General features: G+C 67.7%; 13 protein-coding genes and 1 pseudogene. 8 read left to right on the top strand and 6 right to left on the bottom strand.

The window, feature by feature from the left end; translation table 11 throughout:
- The first annotated feature begins 2 nt into the window (after positions 1-2).
- From B0F77_RS37945 to B0F77_RS37925, 5 genes and pseudogenes are all read left to right on the top strand, one after another.
- A pseudogene (locus B0F77_RS37945) lies at positions 3-740 on the top strand (TIGR02677 family protein).
- A 19-nt stretch (positions 741-759) separates the two neighbouring features.
- Positions 760-1,557, top strand: coding sequence for a TIGR02679 family protein (locus B0F77_RS37940; RefSeq protein WP_245849167.1), 798 nt, complete (start codon positions 760-762; stop codon positions 1,555-1,557).
- A 61-nt stretch (positions 1,558-1,618) separates the two neighbouring features.
- Positions 1,619-3,001, top strand: a complete 1,383-nt coding sequence (locus B0F77_RS37935; RefSeq protein WP_086667936.1) for a TIGR02677 family protein — start codon at positions 1,619-1,621, stop codon at positions 2,999-3,001.
- Positions 2,998-4,077, top strand: a complete 1,080-nt coding sequence (locus tag B0F77_RS37930; RefSeq protein ID WP_086667884.1) for a TIGR02678 family protein — start codon at positions 2,998-3,000, stop codon at positions 4,075-4,077. The genes B0F77_RS37935 and B0F77_RS37930 overlap by 4 nt, the downstream gene beginning before the upstream one ends.
- Positions 4,070-7,849, top strand: coding sequence for a TIGR02680 family protein (locus B0F77_RS37925; RefSeq protein WP_086667883.1), 3,780 nt, complete (start codon positions 4,070-4,072; stop codon positions 7,847-7,849). The genes B0F77_RS37930 and B0F77_RS37925 overlap by 8 nt, the downstream gene beginning before the upstream one ends.
- Here the strand turns inward: B0F77_RS37925 and B0F77_RS37920 are convergent.
- The 3 genes from B0F77_RS37920 to B0F77_RS50640 are packed head-to-tail and all read right to left on the bottom strand — an operon-like array spanning position 7,833 to position 11,805.
- Positions 7,833-8,354 carry a DUF6998 domain-containing protein gene (locus B0F77_RS37920; RefSeq protein ID WP_086667882.1) on the bottom strand — a complete coding sequence of 174 codons (522 nt, stop codon included), beginning with the start codon at positions 8,352-8,354 and terminating at the stop codon, positions 7,833-7,835. The two genes, B0F77_RS37925 and B0F77_RS37920, sit on opposite strands and share 17 nt — an antisense overlap.
- Positions 8,351-9,499 carry an exonuclease domain-containing protein gene (locus B0F77_RS37915; protein ID WP_086667881.1) on the bottom strand — a complete coding sequence of 383 codons (1,149 nt, stop codon included), beginning with the start codon at positions 9,497-9,499 and terminating at the stop codon, positions 8,351-8,353. The genes B0F77_RS37920 and B0F77_RS37915 overlap by 4 nt, the downstream gene beginning before the upstream one ends.
- 32 nt (positions 9,500-9,531) lie before the next feature.
- Complete coding sequence (locus tag B0F77_RS50640) at positions 9,532-11,805, bottom strand: helix-turn-helix transcriptional regulator (RefSeq protein ID WP_086667880.1); 2,274 nt, start codon at positions 11,803-11,805, stop codon at positions 9,532-9,534.
- 84 nt (positions 11,806-11,889) lie between these two features.
- Between B0F77_RS50640 and B0F77_RS37905 the strand changes: the two genes are divergently transcribed.
- Positions 11,890-12,942 carry a cytochrome P450 family protein gene (locus B0F77_RS37905; RefSeq protein ID WP_086667879.1) on the top strand — a complete coding sequence of 351 codons (1,053 nt, stop codon included), beginning with the start codon at positions 11,890-11,892 and terminating at the stop codon, positions 12,940-12,942.
- Here the strand turns inward: B0F77_RS37905 and B0F77_RS37900 are convergent.
- Genes B0F77_RS37900 through folP form a run of 3 tightly spaced genes read right to left on the bottom strand, consistent with a single transcriptional unit; the run spans position 12,899 to position 15,009 of the window.
- On the bottom strand, positions 12,899-13,183 hold the full coding sequence (locus tag B0F77_RS37900) for a hypothetical protein (protein WP_086667878.1): 285 nt from the start codon (positions 13,181-13,183) through the stop codon (positions 12,899-12,901). The genes B0F77_RS37905 and B0F77_RS37900 overlap by 44 nt on opposite strands.
- Positions 13,184-13,231: 48 nt before the next feature.
- Positions 13,232-14,170 carry a hypothetical protein gene (locus B0F77_RS37895; RefSeq protein ID WP_086667877.1) on the bottom strand — a complete coding sequence of 313 codons (939 nt, stop codon included), beginning with the start codon at positions 14,168-14,170 and terminating at the stop codon, positions 13,232-13,234.
- 14 nt (positions 14,171-14,184) lie between these two features.
- The gene (gene folP, locus B0F77_RS37890) at positions 14,185-15,009 is read right to left on the bottom strand and encodes a dihydropteroate synthase (protein WP_086667876.1); all 825 of its coding nucleotides are present in this window, start codon (positions 15,007-15,009) and stop codon (positions 14,185-14,187) included.
- A gap of 62 nt (positions 15,010-15,071) precedes the next feature.
- Between folP and B0F77_RS37885 the strand changes: the two genes are divergently transcribed.
- Positions 15,072-16,109, top strand: a complete 1,038-nt coding sequence (locus tag B0F77_RS37885) for a DUF2786 domain-containing protein (RefSeq protein ID WP_086667875.1) — start codon at positions 15,072-15,074, stop codon at positions 16,107-16,109.
- Positions 16,110-16,149: 40 nt separating this feature from the next.
- Entirely contained in the window at positions 16,150-17,394 is a 1,245-nt protein-coding gene (locus tag B0F77_RS37880; protein ID WP_086667874.1) for a TolB family protein, read from the top strand.
- Positions 17,395-17,485: the final 91 nt, after the last annotated feature.

Here is a 17,485-nt window from a genome sequence, read left to right as displayed (position 1 = left end):
CCATGCCGGACTTTCAGCCGTTCGCGCATCTGACTGCGCCGAACGTCGACCTCTATCGCGCGGTGATGGGGGCGTTCGTCCGTGCCAAGCGGCGGTTCGTCGTGCACCTGCGCCCCGAGGACGTGCACGAGGAGTTGGACGCGGACCTCGCGGCGGTCACGGACGCGCTGGGCAGGCTGAAGGACTGGGGCAACCTGCGCGCCGACCCGGACACCAGCCGCGTCACCACGGTCGAGGACTTCCATCGCGCCCGGTTTCTCTATCAGCTGACACCAGCCGGCGAGGCGGCTGAACAGGCGCTGCAGACGTTCGACGAGGCACTGGGGCGGCGTGGTGCGCTTTAGGCCGTAGCGCTCACGGACATCGTCACCCAGCTGCGTGCGCTGCTGGAGCTGGCCAGGCAGCAAGAACCTGATCCGGCCAAGGTGCATCTGCTGCTGCACGGCCTGGTCGGCCGGTTTTCCGATCTCGCCGACAACGCCCAGGCGTTCATGGGGTCGTTGCAGCGCTCGATCGATCTGCACGACGTGGACGTCGACGCGTTCCGCGCGTACAAGGATCAGCTGATCGACTACCTCGAACGGTTCATCAAGGACCTGGTGACCACGGGTGCCGAGATCGCCGGTCTGGTGGCGGAGATCGATGACACGGGCGCCGAACGGCTGCTCGCGATGGCCGCAGGACGCGAAGCCGAGGATGCGGCGCCCGGCAGAGGAGCTGAACGATCCACGTCTCGCTGAGTGGGCCCTCTCGCTGCGGATGAGCGGCCAGGTCAAACGCCTCGCTCCGACTCCACGGGCCGCGGCCGATCTGTTCACCAAGTTGAACGTCGTTGTGGGAAACCTGCCGTCGCCGGGTGAGCCGATCGGACGGTTCGCGGCACGTATGACAGGCGACGCCCACGCGTTGGACGATGATCGTCCGCTGGCGACACTGGCACTTCGTGCCGCACGCACCTTGAGCGGCCTGCCGGAGGGCAGCGGCGCCGAATGGCGTCGGGAGGTCTGGGCATCCGTCGGCCTGATGCGTGACGAACTGTCGACGACGGTCATCACCCTGGGCCTGCGCGGCCATCAGGGTCTGGAAGCGTGGCTCGGTCAACCGGTGCACCTCACCTTGCGCCAGCTCGTCCGTGATCCTCCCCGCCTGGCGGCATTGGACGTGTTCGTCTGCGAGAACCCGGTCGTCGTCGCGGCCGCGGCCGACCATCTCGGACCGTCCTGTCCTCCGTTGGTCTGCACGAGCGGTCAGCCCAGCGCGGCTGTGATGCAGCTGCTTCGCCTGATCGTCTCCGCGCGCGGCACGCTGCGTTACCACGGCGATTTCGACTGGGGCGGCATCCGCATCGCGAACGTGCTGCACGATCGCGTGCCCTTTACGCCGTGGCGCTTCGACGCCGCGTCTTATCTCACTGCCGGTGATGTGGGCCGGCCGCTCACCGGCGTGCCGGTCGAAGCACGCTGGGATCCCGCTCTCGCGCCGACGATGAGCCACACGGGCCGCCGCATCGAGGAGGAACTTGTGCTGGACAACCTTCTGGACGATTTGTCGGCCTGATGGCGGCGCGCCGTGTCATCCGAACGAGCTACAGCGACCAGCTACGGTGGGCCCCGTGACGATGTCCCCACGGGTGCCGGCGGACCTGTTCCGCTTCACCACCACCGAGCACGCAGAGCTGCACACCGCAGTGCTGCACGCATTCGGCGTGGCGAACGAACGGCTGGAGACCGCTCTCACTCTCGACGACGTGCATCAGGCGCTCAGGGACACCGGCTGGTCCAACCAGACAACCGACGACGAGCTGACCGCGTCCCTGACGAATCTCCGCCAGTGGGGCCTCATCGACGCGTCGCAGCACCGCTACGGCCTCACCAAGCTGGGCGAGGCGGCGCACGCCGGCATCCAGCAGGTGGAGACCACGCTGACCAGCAGCGGCGCTCTGCAGACCGCCGTCCTCGACGCGATCGCGGACCGCCTTGATGAACTCAGCGAAGCGAGAGACGACCGCCGCACGTTCACGGCCCTGATGGAGCTCGAAGGTCACCTCGAAGCCCTCAGGACCAACACCACGCGGTTCAACGCCGACCTGCAGCGGCTGCTCAGGGACGAGCAGGCCGACCTCGCCACCTTCCAGGACGTCAAGCGCACCACGATCACCTACCTGCGCGATTTCATCGCCGACCTGGACGCGCGCAAGCAGGGCATCCGGGAAAAGATCGCCCGCATCGACCCTGTGAAGCTGCACGAACGCGCGCGCAACGGCGCTGACCTGTATCAGGACGAGAACTGGAGCCAGGACCGAACGAGGGCCTGGGACAGCCTCAAGACCTGGTTCCAGAACGTCGACGAGCTGCAGGACGTGGCGAGAAGGGCGATCGTCCAGCTGTTGCGCGTGCTCGACCGGATCAGCGAGCGCAAGAAGCCGACGAACACCGCGGCCGACTTCAAGGCACTCGCCCGGTGGTTCGCCGAGACCAGGAGCGAGGACGAGGCACACGAGCTGTTCAACGCCGCGTTCGGGCTGTGGCCGGCGCGGCACGCACACCTCGCACACGCTGACGGGGAGCTGATCCCGAGCGGCGAGCCGTGGCGCAACACGCCGCCGGTGCCGGTGTCGCCGCAGCTACGCAAAACGGGCAAGCAGGAGCACATCGGCAGCACCGGCAAGGTTCGCAACGTCGACGAGGTCCGGCGGAACCGGCGCATACAGGCTCAAAAGGAACGCGAAGAGCTCGAGCACGCGTGGGGGCAGATCCAGACAGACGGCGCGATCCGGATCTCCACGCTCACCAACCTCGACCACGCGACCTTCCACCGGCTGATCGACCTGGTCGGGCGGGCGCTGGGCAGCGACCCGGACAGCACCGGCACGCGCACGGCGGGCACGACGGACGGGCGGATGCAGATCAACCTGCGCAACGCGCGTGGCTGGGCGACGATCACCACCCAGAAGGGCCGGCTGAGCGGGCCCGACTACGTGATCGACGTGCAGAGCCGATGAGCAAGATCGGGAACCAGCTGGCACGGCTGGAAGGTGAGGAGGTGGCGCGCGGTGTGCGGATGCTGCTCGCACGCCCGTTGCTGACCGCCGTGCACGACCCCGATGGCTTCGACCTCATCAGAAGGCGCCGCGAACCGATCGTGAAGTGGTTCGACTACTACACCGGCTGGCGTGTGCTCGTCGAACCACGCGCTGGATACGCGCGCCTGTTCAAGACGACGCAACGGCCTGACCGCACGAGGCCCGCGCTCGACCGTCGGCGTTACGTGTTGTTGTGTGTGGTGTGCGCGGAACTGCTCACCACACCAACAACAACCGCGGACGCACTGGCCGAGAAGACCAGGCAGTCGATCGCGTTGGACGGCCTCCCGTCGTTCGACCCGAACCGCCGTAGCGACCGGAATGCGTACACGGACGTGTTGAAGTTCCTCGAAGAACAAGGTGCCATCGAGCACAACGAACCACAGCTCCGCGCCGACCCGATGCTCATCACCCGGCTGCTGGCTGCGCCGGTCTCGCCGTCCACGGTGGACAGCATCGACGACCTGACCCGCGAGTCGCGGTACGAGAACGCGCACCGCAGCCTGTGGCAACGGCACTCCACCATGCGCAGGCTCATCGACGATCCCGTGGTGTACCGGGAAGATCTGACCGCGAGCCAGCTCGCGTTCCTCACGTCGCCGAGCGGCCGCAAGATCGTTCAGACGGGTGTCGGGCTCGCCGGGTGCACGCTGGAGGAACGCGCAGAGGGGTATCTCGTGGTCGACGCCGACGCGATCGCCACGGACATGAGGTTTCCGGACGACGACAGCAACGAGAAGGTCGCCGCGCTGTTGTTGCTCGACCGGTTGGCAGAAGGCCCGGCGACCACCGAGGACCTCGTCGAGGAAACACGCGAGCTGCTCACGAAGTTCCGCAACTGGGCCAAGGCCTACCAGTCGGACGGTGGCGCGGGCAGGCTCACGGCGGACGGGCTCGCGCTGCTGGAGGCGTTCGGGCTGGCGCGCACGGAGAACGGCACCGTTCGCAGGCTGCCCGCGGCAGCCAGGTACGCGGTGGAGGAGCTGCATGACTGACCGGTGGCAACCCAGCCGCGCTGGGATCATCAACGTCTGGCGCTACTACGACGAGATCTTCTCGTTCTACCAGGGCCGGCTGTTGCTCAGGGGTCCCAACGGCACGGGCAAGTCGAAGGCGCTCGAACTGCTGTTGCCGTACCTCTTCGACGCGAACCTGCGGCCGCACCGGCTGTCGACGTTCGGCAGCGCGGACCGCACCATGCACTGGAACCTCATGGGCGAGGGCAACCAGGGCAGCACGCGCGTTGGGTACGTGTGGCTGGAGTTCCAGCACGGCGAGCAGTGGTTCACGTGCGGTGCGCGGTTGCAGGCCACCACGAACACGTCCAACGTCACGGCCACGTACTTCACCACGTCGCTGCGGGTCGGTGACCTGGCGCTGGTGAACGAGGCCGGGCGGCCGTTGACCAAGACGGATCTCGTTGCGGCGATTGGTGAACACGGCGTCGTGCACGCCTCACCGACCGATTACCGCCACACGGTGCGGACGACGTTGTTCCCCGGCGTGAGCGAGCAACGGTACGACTCGTTGATCACCGCATTGCTGCAGCTGCGCACGCCGAAGCTGTCCGAACGTCTCGACCCGAGCGTGCTGTCCTCGTTGCTGTCCAAGGCGCTTCCGCCGTTGGACCAGTCCGATCTCACCGAGATCGCCGAGGGTTTCGAACGGCTCGACCAGCAACGCGAGACGCTGCGGCGGCTCGATGAGGACATCACCACCGCCGAACGGCTCGCAGATGTCCAACGCACCTATGCACAACGTGTGCTCGGTGCGGCGGCACACGCGTTGGAGTCCGCCACCGAACACCTCGAAGACACGACGCGTGCGGCCCGCATGAGCGAACGCCGCTACGAACGCCAGATCACGCTGACCGACGAGGCGTTCGAGCAGCTCGCGGCGCTGGGGCGCGAGGCGAGCGCGGTCGACGCGGAGATCTCCGGCATCTCCGATCTGCCCGCCTATCAGGAGGGCAAGCAGCTCGACCTGTTGCGGCAACAGCTTTCCGCCGCGAACCTCCGTGCCGCGGAAGCGGCATCTCACGCCGCGAAGCTCCGTGCACGCGCGGTCGCCGACGAGGAACTGGCCGCGCAGGCCAAGTCCGACGCGGCCGCCCGCGCCGACGAGGTGCGGCGTTCGGCGACGATCGCCAGAGAAGCCGCCGAACTCGCGGGCATGCCGTCGGTGTTCGAAGAGATCGAAGCCGGCACCGACGCACGTGTGGGCCGTCAGCTGCTCTCCGCCGCCGTGGACTCCCGCACCGCCGAGATCAGCGCCGTCATGCGTGCCGTTGCGGCACACGAGAGAGCCGTTGACGCACGGGATGCCGCTCGCCAACGGCTTGAGGAAACCCACGAGGAACTCGACCTGGCCACGGATGCTGAGGCATCGGCGCAACAGGCGTTCGAGCAAGCGTTTGCGAAGTTCGGCGCGGACTTCGATACGTGGGCGCGCGGCTGCTCTGAGCTGCGTGTTTCCGAGCACGGCGAGGTCGCGGAAGCCGCCGCCATGGCCCGCGAGGAGTTCAGCGGCATCGAGGCGCGCCTGCACGAGACGCGCACGGCGTTGAACGGCGAACTCGCGCAGTACAACGCCATCCGCGAGAAGCTCGCTAATCAGGTCGACGTGCCACCACCCGCGCCGTACACGCGCAACGCCGCGTACCGCACCACGGCCGTGGGCGCGCCCCTGTGGCGTTTGGTCAACTTCCGTCCCGAGACGCCACCGGCCGTGTGCGCCGCAGTCGAAGCCGCCCTGGAGGCGTCGGGTCTGCTGGACGCCTGGCTCACGCCGGACAACTCGTTCGGTCTCTCCGACCACGACCGCTTCGCCGAACCCCTGCTCGCCGGCCCCGCGACCGGCTCCACGCTGCGGGAAGTGCTGGTCACCGACGACGAACGCTGCTACCACTTCCTGGAAAGCATCGCGTTCGGCGAGACGGCTCCCCGGCATATCGCCGCTATCGGCGCCGACGGAACGTGGCGCCTGGGCAACACACACGGCCGTTGGGCCAAACCGTTCCCCACCTACATCGGCGCAGATTCGCGCAAACGTGCACGGGCAGGCCGAATCGCCGAGCTCACCGGCCTGATCGAACAGCTCGCGACCGATCTGTCCGGTGTGGACGCCGCGCTGAACCAGATCGCCGTGCGCCGCGCGACCCTGGCCGGCGAGCTGGCCAGGCAACCGTCCACCGATCCGATCGAGATCGCCGAGGACCAGCGCACCAAGGCGCAGTTGCGTTGTGCGGCGAGGAAAGACGCCGTGGCCGCCGCGACTCGGCGGTTGTCGGACGCCGAGCTGGCCGTGGCGGAGACCCTGCGCGACATCGGCACCGACGCCACGGACATGGAGGCGGTGTCGGCGTTCGGCACCGCGGGCCACCGCTGGCTGGACGACCGCCACGACGCCCTCGCGACCGAGGCGACATCGCACGACGCCCTGAGCCGGGCCTCGCTGAGCAACTCGCTCGCGGACGAGGCCGAGGAGACCGCCGGCGCCCGCCAGCAGGAGGCCGCCGACCTCGCCATCACGCTCGACACCGTCGAACGTTCCGCGGGCTCCGAGTTCCACGCGCTCGACCAGCAGTTGATCACGTTGCGCACCAAGGCACTCGCTTTGGCTGAGGAACGCGAACTGCTGCAGGACAAGCAAACAGGACTGGCGCGCACCCTCGGCACGCTCGAGGAGAAGCGCAAGACGGACACCGCGCGCGCCACCGAAGCCACCGTCGTCCGCGACGCGGCCGAGGCGCGCTACCGCCACCTCACCAGCGGACACCTGCCCGCCGACGCCGGTGACGTGCCGGACGGTGTGGTGGACCCACGGCTGATCCGCGATTTCGAGGCTCGCCTGGGCATGGCCGTGCACGCGGCCCAACAACAACTCGCCGGTCGCATCGACCTCTCTCTAGACCCCGACGACGACGTCACGGTGCTGAGCGCAACCATCGACGGCGTACGGATGGGCGCGCACGCGCTGTTGGGGGCGTTGAAGGCCGAACGCGACCGCATGCGTACGCACATCACCGACGCCGAACGCGACCTCTTCGACCAGACCCTCACCGGCGACACCCGCAGGCACATCGCCCAGCGCATCCAGGGCGCCGCCGACCTCGTCGACACGATGAACCAACGCCTGGAGCGCGTCCAAACCGCGTCCGGCATCCGTGTGCAGCTCGACTGGCAGGTGGACCCTCAACTGCCACCAGGCACCCGTGAAGCACGTGACCTTCTGCTGCGCTCGGACCTCGACGCGTCGGAACGCTCGTTGCTGCACCAGTTCTTCCGCGAGCGCGTGGAAGAGGCACGCGCGCACGACACGGCAACGGGCTGGGAACAACAACTCGCGCAGGTCCTCGACTACACGACGTGGCACCAGTTCGTCGTGAAGGTGGACCGCGGCGAGGGCTGGGTCCCCGTGACCAAACGCGTCCACGGCGCCCTGTCAGGTGGCGAGAAGGCCATCGTGCTGCACCTGCCGCTGTTCGCCGCGGCCGCCGCCCACTACCACGCCACCCCGACCGCGCCCCGGCTGATCCTGCTGGACGAGGTCTTCGTCGGCGTCGACGCCACGAACCGCGGTCAGCTGCTGGAACTGCTGGTCAACTTCGACCTGGACCTGGTGCTCACGTCGGACCACGAGTGGTGCGACTACCGGGAGCTGACCGGCATCGCCATCCACCAGCTCACGACCGGCACCGACGGCGACGACGCCGTGACGACGGTTCGCTTCACTTGGGACGGTCACAGCCTCACGGCTGATGAGTGAACAACGCCAACAGTTCCCGTTGCTCGTCACTGAGCACGAACGCCGGGTTGTGCCGCGGATAGATCTCCGCGGCCTCCCACACGTGCCCGCGCACACTGGACGCGACGCCGATTTTGCACCCGCGTGCCCTCAACTCGGCCACCACGGCCGCGGCGTCGAACAGGTACACGGCGTCGATGACCATCGGCCGCACGGTGCCGAGTGAGCTCTCGGCGGGCGCCTTCGGCCCGGTGAGCACGAGGTAGTGGTCCGGCCCGTCCTCACGCAGGTCCAGCAGGTTGTCCCGCTTGAGGTACCACCGGATGTTGACGGTCCGCCCGTCCGCGAACCGCCCGTCGACGCCCTTGGCCGTGGTGTGCTGTTCCAGCTCGATCCCGAAGACCTGGGCCGCGATCCAGTCGCCCAGGTGCCCCGGCAGCGCGGGCCGCCGGATGCACGCCGACAGGGCGGCGTCGACGCGGTTGCGCTCCTGGATCAACCGGGCCACCTGCCGCACGTCGTTCACGCGTGGCCTCCCGCGAGCTCCCCGAGCATGCCCGCGAACAGGTCCTCGGACACGATCGGGATGCCGTAGGTGCGCGCCTTGTCCGCCTTGCCCGACATGGAATCCGGGTCCGCCGCGATCACCAGCGCGGTCTTCTTCGTGACCCCGCCCTTCACCGCCAGCCCGGCCGACAACGCCCTGCTCTCCCACACGTCACGTGGCTCGCGCATGTCACCGGTGAACACGACCAGATCTCCCAGCGAAAGCCGCACCGAACGCCGCCGCAACACGTCGCTCACGTCCACCCCGAGCAGCGACGCGACCAGCCGCAGGTCGGCCTCCTCGTCGGCGGACACCATCCCGTCCTCCCACGCGGCCTCGGCCAGTGCGGCGAGATAGCCGCGGTGCAGCCCCATCACCTCGGGCAGCCCCAAGCCGAGCGCGCCGGCCACGTCGACCAGTTCCTCCTGCTCCTCCACCGAAAGGTGCCGATCGACCAACGCCCGGTCCAGCACGTCGAGGTACTCGTCACCGCCCGGCGTCTCCACGCGCGGTAGCAGCCGCACGAGCTTGGAGAGGAAGTGCTGCTCGGCGGAATGGCCGTGACCGCGTTGCACGGCAAAAACACTGGAACGCGGCACATCAAGCCGCACGGGTGAAACGTCACCAACGCGATCGAGGCAGCGCATCAGTAGACCCGCACACGCCCGTGCGTCGTGCAACGCGGAGTGCGCGGTCCCCATCGACACACCGGCCGCGGAGCAACACGCGGCGAGCGAACGCGACGACGCGCCGAGGAACCTCCCGGCCAACTCCATCGTGCACAGCCCCGAAGCAGCGAACTCGTGCCCCAGACGAGCGAACTCGGCGCTCAGGAACCGCAGGTCGAACGACAGGTTGTGCGCGACGAGCACCCGTCCGGACAGCCGCGCGGCCAGCTCACCGGCGATGCCGGCGAAGTCCGGCGCGCGACGGGCATCGGCGGCGCTGATGCCGTGCACGTGCTGGGCGCCGAGGTCACGGCGCGGGTTGACCAGCGTGCACCACTCGTCGGTGCGGCGGCCGGACTCGTCGACGTGCACGACGGCGACCTCGATCACCCGGTGGTGGTGACCGGGTGAGAGCCCGGTGGTTTCGACGTCGACGACCGCGTACCCGTTGCTCATGCCGGGGGTGTCGTTCGGACCCGTGCCTTCCGTTAACCGTTGTCATCCGTAAGGACTAACGCGAGCTCACCGCGAGTCGCGATGCCGAGCTTCGCGTAGGCGTTCGACAGGTGGTTGTCGACGGTCCGCACGGAGATCACCAACGACGACGCGATCTCCTTGTTCGTGAGTCCGCGTGCGGCCAGCACGGCTACCTCACGTTCACGGCGGGTAAGCGATACCGCGGACATCAGAGCCAACGCAGGAGTGCGCGCGCCCTCACAGAAGCCGACCAACCGGCCGAACAACGCCCGATTGCCGGACTCAGCAGCAGCTTCCGCCGCGAGCAACATGAACCCCGCTGACTCGAACCGTGCCGCCACCTCCTCCAACCCAGCGGAGTCGTTGCGCACCAGGGCCTCCGCATGCGCCGCGAACACCGGGACCAGCAATCCCGTGGTCGAAGCAGCGAGTTCGCGCAACCGCTCAAGTGCATCGGCCGCGTGTCCGAGCCGCACCGCCTCATGCAGCAGCAACGCCTCACCGGCGAACTCACCGTGGGCGCGGGCATCGGCAGCTGCCTCGAACGGTGAGACCCCACCTGCCCAGATCCGCGCCAGCCACAACCCGAATCGGTACGGCCGCATCCCTTGCGGCGCCAGCTTTTCCGCGTCCGCGAGCAACGACCGCGCGTCGTTGCCCAGCAACGCCTCCACATGCGCGAGCTCGCACAGTCGCACGAACGGCTGCACGGGCCTGGCCTCCAACAACAACCTCCGGGCTTCGAGCAACCGTCCACCCGCCCTCGCCAGCCCTGCACACGACACCGCCCAGGTCGACCGCATGGTGTCCCACTCGGCCTTCTCCTCGTACGTGCGCACGGCAAGACGTTCCGCACGAGCCAGATCGCCGTGCAGGGAGTGCACGAACACCTCGACGAACGTCATCATCACGCCACCCAGCCCGGCGTCCGGGCTCAGGGGAACCTCCGGGTACTGCCCCGTGTACCGGCCCAGGACCACGTCGATCATCGCGATCAACGGCGCATCAGCCGGATCGGTTTCGGAGAGCAACGCACGAGCCTCGTCGTACTTGCCCGCGTGGAACAGCATCACGGACCGTCCCGCCGGCATCACGATCATCTCCGCGGCTTCTTCGCTGCGCCCGAGAGCCCACCCGAGGTTGATCCCCCGCATGGTGCGGATCTCGATCGGATCGTCGTCGGTGGCGACCATCGCGAGAACCTCTTCGGCCTCCTCCGCACGGTCGGTGAATATCAGCACCTGCGCCAACAGCCAGGCGGCTTCCACACCACCACCGACGGACCATGCGGCACGTGCGAGTCGTTCTGCCAGAACAACACCACCCGTCGCGCTGGCCAGATGTGCGGCCTGCAAGAGCAATGCGGGGTCATCCGCCGTACCGCTGTCCAGACGCAAAACAGCTACTCGCAACGGATCCTTCAGCACGGAAGCCAAATGGCGCTGATGGTTGCGCTTGCGCAGAGGAGGACACTGCGCACGCAACACCTCGCCGTACAGCGGATGCGCCAACCGCAACCCGTCCGCGGACACGGTGACAAGGCCGTCCAACACCTCAGAAGCGGCAAGGTCGAGCGGCTCGCCGAACGCGAGCAGTTCCAGCACGCGGCGTTCCTCCGCCGGTACAGCGGCAAGATGTGCCTCGATCAGCTCGACCAACCGCGGCGACAGAGGCAACGGTCCGTCCAACGACCACATTCCGTCGTGCGACACCCACTGCGCGGCGAAGTACATCTCTCGCAGCAGCAACATGTTGCCCGCAGACGCCGTCCACAGCCGTTCCGCGGAAGCACTGTCCACGGAACCACCGAGCACGGTCTCCAGCACCTCGGTCACCGCGGAACGCCCGAGCGGCTCCAGCTCGATGCGTGGCAACAGCTCGTCTTTCCACAGCGCCACAACGGGATCAGGCGCGCGCTCGCCCGAACGGAGCGTCGCCACCACCACGGCCTCGCGGTGCTGCACGAGCATGTGCAACAAACCCGCCGACGCGTCGTCGAGCAGATGGACGTCGTCCACCACCACGACACGACCACACAATGCGGTCCGTGCGGCGGTCAACATCGCCAACGGCGAGGGATCCACTGACGGCAAGAAGGGCGCCATCACGCCCAACGGGATCTCGGATACAGCCGCCGTGGCACGCAGACGGATGTCGCACGTCACTTCGTCCAACAGCCGTGTCTTGCCCACGCCGGCAGGGCCCGCCACGATCAGCCCGGTATCTCGCACCGCACGTCGGACCGCGGTGAGCTCGGCGTCCCTCCCCACGAACGGCCACCCCATGCCGCCAGGCTAGGTGATCCGCGACCGCAAGATGAGTGATCGCCTACTCATGCCCCTGAACAGCCCAAACACCACGCTGTGACCATGAGCTTCTTCAGCGATCCGACCCCTTACTTCGACGACTGGCTCGGGCAGGGCCCCGCGCTGGTCGAAACCCCGGACGGCCAGAAGTCGTGGGTGATCGCCCGCTACGACGACGTCGTCCAGTCGCTCAGCCACCCCGGTCTCAGCAGTGCCGTCATCCCGGGCGGGATGCTGAACCACAGCGACCCGCCGGAGCACACACGGCTGCGCAAGCCCATCGCGCGCGCGTTCTCCACACGGCGCATGGAGGCCCTACGGCCGCGGATCGAGCAGATGACCAACGAGCTGCTCGACGCGTGGGAGACCGAAGAAGAGGTCGACGTGATCGGCACGTTCGCCTACCCGTTGCCGATAGCCGTCATCTGTGAACTTCTGGGTGTGCCCGAAAAGGACAGAGACGAGGTCCGCACGCTCTCCTCAGAGCTGCTCGTGCCGGAGACGATGGTCGACGCCTACGCCCGGTTCGCCGGATACGTGCAGAATCTCCTGGACACGAAGGAGCCAGGCGACGACGTCATCACCGAGCTCCGCGACGAACCGAACCTCGTGCAGAACCTCGTGTTGCTCATCACAGCGGGACACGAGACCACCGTGCAGCTCATCGGCAACGGTCTGCTGACGCTGCTGCGCCATCCGGCCATGACGCGGAAGTTGATCGACGACCCGCTCCTGATCCCGGACGCCGTCGAGGAGCTCCTGCGCTTCGACGGCCCGCTCGCCACGGGGCTGACGCGCATCGCGACCTCCGACGTGGTGATCGGAGGGGTCACGATTCCGCGGTCCTCGCAGGTCACCGTCTCGCTTGGGGCAGCGAACCGGGATCCGTCCCGGTATTCCGATCCGGACGTGCTGCAGCTGGGTCGAGACCCGCACGTCGCGTTCGGGCACGGGATCCACTACTGCGTGGGGGCGCGGCTCGCTCGCATCGAGGGAGAGATCGCGTTCGGAACACTCCTTCGGCGTTTCCCGGAACTCGTGCTCGCCGCTGAGCCCGAGTGGCGGGACTCATTCATCCGAGGCTTGGCGTCATTTCGCGTGCGACCGAAGCCTTGATTGCGGCTCGGGCTGCCGACAGGTCGTCGACGGCGTAAATCTCCGGGCAGGAGGCGATGACGAGGTCCTTGTCCGACGCGACGGTCAGCAAAGAAGCTTTCTCGGTCAACGACTTGGCTTGCCGGACAACTCCCTTGGCATCGACGCGGATCAACGTGACCCACGTCTCTGACCAGGGAAAGTCCGCGACGGCGCTGGATTTACGCAGGCCTTCCACATCGAACTCGGCAAATCTGGGCATGCCACCAAGATAACGAGTGAAGGTTGCGGAAAGTCAAAGATCACCCTTTCACCGCAATGCAGCCAGCAGATGGGACAGGTTGACACCAACGGCGTCCGCCAACCGGCGCACGACTTCTGGCGCGGGTGCCAACGGGTGTGTCTCGCGGGTGAACGGCAACCCTTCCCCGCCGGAAAACTTCGATTGCGGAGTAACCGGCGCGAGGATCGGGTAGACGCGCCAGCGCGGCACCTTCGAGTCCGCCATGGCGAGCGTGTTCTCGTGCCAAAGCATCACGGCGGATTGCCGGATGTTTCGCGCGAGGACACATCCGTAGCCGGTCAACGTGATCGCCCGCGCGGCCGCCCTGACGGCGTTCCGGAAGTCCCCGTCGACCACCCACACGCCGTTCATGAACTCCGCCTGGAAGCCCTCCACCTCCAGCGCGGCGATCGTCTCGGCGTGCTGGTCGTCCGCGGCGGCCGTGGCCAGTTCGACGACCTCCTGGACCTCCGAGGCCGTCACCACGCGCGCGCCGGCCTCCGTGGAGGCGTGCAGGAGCCGCTCGACGTGACGGTCCTCCGCGTAGGCCGCCCACTCCTGGGCCTTCTCCCACGCGGACCGTGCGATGACATCAGCCTCGGAGCCGCCGCGCAGCCGTGCGTCCTGCAGCAGCTGTGCAAGCACCACGGCGATGACAGAGCTCACCAAGGCGTCGTCACGTGACTCGTCGTTCTCGGGCACGAGAGTGGCGACCAGGTCACGCAGATCCGCGCGCCAGCTCTCGTCGCCCGCCCACACGCCGATGGCGAGCAGGTTCAGGTAGTGGTCCGCGAGGGCCATCCGCACGAGCAACGGCTGAGTGCCCGCCTCCCGCGCGTCCCGGCGCGCGGTCACCTTCATCTGCTGCCGTTCCGCGGGATCCGCCACGCTCACGCGGATCTTGTCGAGTTCGTCGAGGAAGTCGTCCCACCGGTCCTCCGAAAACCGGGCGAAGACGTCGTCCACCTGATACCTCCAGCTCACAGTCGAGCGACGGACTCGAGTACTCGTCTGGTGCGCGCCACTTCGTGCGCGCGGAAGACCGCGGCGCCCGCCAACGCCGCGATCGCGGTCGCGACGAGGGTGCCCTCGACGCGCTCGTGCAGTTCCACGCCGAGGGTCTCCCCGACGAAGTCCTTGTTGGACAACGCCATCAGCACCGGCCACCCGGTCGCCACCAGCTCGTCCGTGTGCCGCACCAGCGCGAGGCTGTGCCATGTGTTCTTGCCGAAGTCGTGTGTGGGGTCGATCAGCACGCTCTTGCGTGGCACACCGAGCGCGACCACCCTCTCCGCGTGCGCGGTCGTCTCGGCGATGACGTCCGCCACCAGGTTCGGGTAACTAACCCTATGCGGACGCGTGCGGGGCTTCACACCGCCCGTGTGCGAGCAGACGTAACCGGCGCCGTACTCAGCGGCGACCTCGGCCAGTTGCGGGTCCGCGCCGGCCCACGTGTCGTTGAGCAGGTCCGCACCGGCCTCGCAGGCGAGCCGGCCGACATCCGCGCGCCACGTGTCGCTGCTGATGATGAGATCCGGGTACGCGTCGCGCACGCGTGCGATGAACGGCACAACACGGCGCACTTCTTCGCCGGAGTCGACGAGGTCGCCGGGGCCCGCCTTCACACCGCCGATGTCGACGATGTCCGCGCCTTCGCCGACGACGCGGTGCACGGCCTCCATCGCGACGTCCTCGGCGTAGGTGGCGCCCTTGTCGTAGAACGAGTCCGGGGTGCGGTTGATGATCGCCATCACCAGCGCGTGGTCACGGACGACGGTCCGGCCGCGGAACTGGAGCTCGATCACATCCCGTGTCTACCAGGCGGGCGCCGTCCTTTGCACATGGCGGACGTCTCATACTGCCTGGCGTGGAACTGGTGAAAGCGGTCGACGCGGCCTGGCAGCGCGGCTGGCTGCCGTACGACGTTCGCGAGATCGTGTCGCGTTCACTCGACGAGTCGGCCACCTCTCTCGTGGTGGACGTGGTCGCTTTGTCCTGTTCGCCTCATGCCGAGGCGACGGTGCACCCGCGGTGGCAGCGTCAGCTCGACGAGATCGGCGCCTCCGTGTGGTGGGAGGGCCCACTGCTGGAGGCGTGGGCTTCGCGTCACATCGAGACGGCGTCCTACGCGTCTCGTACGGCCGCACGGCTGTTGGAGTTTTTGAGGCGGTTGCCTTCGTTGCCGCAGATCCTGCCGTTGCCGGGCGACGGGTTGATGTCGGCCGTGCGCGCGGGGCTGGACCCGAAGGTGCTGAACCGGGTGCGCGGGCTGCTCGCGAAGGCGGAGTCGACGTCCTTCCCCGAGGAGGCCGAGGCGCTGTCGGCCAAGGCGCAGGAGCTGATGAACCGGCACGCGCTGGAACGGGCGATGCTCGACGCGGACCTGCCGGCACAGGCGACGTCGCGGCGGATGTGGCTCGACAAGAGCTACTTCAAGGAGAAGTCACAGCTCGTGCACGTGGTGTCGAGCGCCTTCCGCGCGCGTGCGGTCGCGTACGACGGGTTCGGGTTCGTCGCACTTGTGGGCGACGAGGTGGACCTGGAGAGCGTGGAGCTGCTGTCGACGTCGCTGCTCGTACAGGCGACACGGGCGATGGTGGCGTTCGGCGGGAAGCACGGTAAGGGGTCCGAGGCGCGCTCACGGCCGTTCCGGAAGTCGTTCCTGGTGGCCTACGCGACGCGGATCGGTGAGCGGCTGACCGAGACGCCTGATGTCTCGGACGAGCGGTTGCTGCCGGTGCTCGCTGACCGCAAGAAGGCAGTCGACACGCTGTTCGAGGAGATGTTCACGCGGACGCGCACGTCGCGCGTGACGGTGCGTTCGGCGGCCGGGTGGGGTGCGGGCCGGGCGGCCGCCGACGTCGCCGACATCGGAACCGGCCGGAAAACGGTTACATCGGGATAGGCTGGCGCCGCCGCCCCGCGACCTAGGGTGGTGCACGTCCATGTTCGGGAAGTCCGTTGCCGTTGCCGCTGTGCTCGTGGTGGGCCTGTCGGTTCCGGCTTCCGCGTCGTTCTCGCTGCTCAGACCGCTGACGCGAGGCAACGGCGACTCCACTACGCCGGTGATCAGCGCTGACGGGCGTTACGTCGCGTTCCCCTCTCTCGCGTCGAACCTCGTGCACGGAGACCGCAACGGCGTCTCCGACGTCTTCGTGAAGGATCTGCGCACAGGTGTCGTGCGTTCTGCCTCCCGCGGCGGTGACGGGCCTTCGTTCGACCCTCCGGCGTTGAGCGCGGACGGGCGGTTCGTGGCGTTCGTGTCGTCCGCTGCGAATCTGGTCGCCGGTGACACCAACGGCGTGGACGACGTGTTCGTGACGGACATGCGCACCGGGCAGGTGTCTCGCGTGAGTGGCGGCAACGGTCCGGCGTTCGGCAGTCCGGCCATCAGCGCCGACGGGCGTTATGTGGCGTTCCGGTCCGAGGCGTCGACGTTGGTGGAGGGCGACACCAACGGCGTGGCGGACGTGTTCCTCGCGGATCGGTCGTCGGGGAAGGTGGCGCGGATCAGCACTTCGGCTTCCGGCGCGCAGGGCGACAAACTGGTGCACCACGGTCTCGCGATGAGCGCGGACGGACGGCTGGTGGTGTTCCCCTCCGCCGCCACGAACCTGGTGCCGGACGACACCAACGGCAGCGTGGACATGTTCGTGAAAGACGTCGTTTCCGGTGCGGTGGAACGAGTCAACGTGTCCGCCATTGGTGAGCAGACGTCCTCCTACACGCTGATGCCCGCTATCACGCCTGATGGTTCGCGCGTGTTGTTCGTGGCGTGGGGCGACACATTGGTGCCCGGCGACACGGAGGACACGCCGGACATCTTCATGAAGGACTTGCGCACCAAGGCGATCACGCGGGTCAACACGCGTCCTGACGGGACGGTGTCCGACGCGCAGCCCTACCAGCCCTCAGTGAGCGCGGACGGCCGGTTCGTCGTGTTCTCGTCGCTGGCGTCGAACCTCGTGCGTCGTGACACCAACAACGTCGACGACGTGTTCCTGAAGGACATGAGGTCTGGTTCGGTCGTGCGGCTGAGCGAACGATTCGGCAGGCAGGGCAACAACTTCTCGGTCGCGCCCACGATCAGCGCGGACGGCCGCACGGTGGTGTTCGCGACGCTCGCGACGAACCTCGCACCCACAACCCCCACCCCTTCGAGTGAACTCCTCCTTCACAACCGCATCTGAAGACCCCGAAGAGAAAAAAGCGTCAGACCCCCTCCCTAACGTCAACCCCATGACATCCACCTTCCACAACGAGATCAAGCTCGGCGAGGTC

Origin of the sequence: Lentzea kentuckyensis, assembly GCF_002150765.1 — a bacterium.
GTDB classification, from domain to species: Bacteria; Actinomycetota; Actinomycetes; order Mycobacteriales; family Pseudonocardiaceae; genus Lentzea; species Lentzea kentuckyensis.
This window is presented reverse-complemented; position numbering and strand designations above follow the sequence as displayed.

Bases quoted from the DNA above. Each gene is read 5' to 3' on its own strand.
- B0F77_RS37940 (WP_245849167.1), top strand. From the start codon at position 760: ATGAGCGGCCAGGTCAAACGCCTCGCTCCGACTCCACGGGCCGCGGCC.
- B0F77_RS37935 (WP_086667936.1), top strand. From the start codon at position 1,619: ATGTCCCCACGGGTGCCGGCGGACCTGTTCCGCTTCACCACCACCGAG.
- B0F77_RS37930 (WP_086667884.1), top strand. From the start codon at position 2,998: ATGAGCAAGATCGGGAACCAGCTGGCACGGCTGGAAGGTGAGGAGGTG.
- B0F77_RS37925 (WP_086667883.1), top strand. From the start codon at position 4,070: ATGACTGACCGGTGGCAACCCAGCCGCGCTGGGATCATCAACGTCTGG.
- B0F77_RS37915 (WP_086667881.1), bottom strand. From the start codon at position 9,499: ATGAGCAACGGGTACGCGGTCGTCGACGTCGAAACCACCGGGCTCTCA.
- B0F77_RS50640 (WP_086667880.1), bottom strand. From the start codon at position 11,805: ATGGGGTGGCCGTTCGTGGGGAGGGACGCCGAGCTCACCGCGGTCCGA.
- B0F77_RS37905 (WP_086667879.1), top strand. From the start codon at position 11,890: ATGAGCTTCTTCAGCGATCCGACCCCTTACTTCGACGACTGGCTCGGG.
- B0F77_RS37900 (WP_086667878.1), bottom strand. From the start codon at position 13,183: ATGCCCAGATTTGCCGAGTTCGATGTGGAAGGCCTGCGTAAATCCAGC.
- B0F77_RS37880 (WP_086667874.1), top strand. From the start codon at position 16,150: ATGTTCGGGAAGTCCGTTGCCGTTGCCGCTGTGCTCGTGGTGGGCCTG.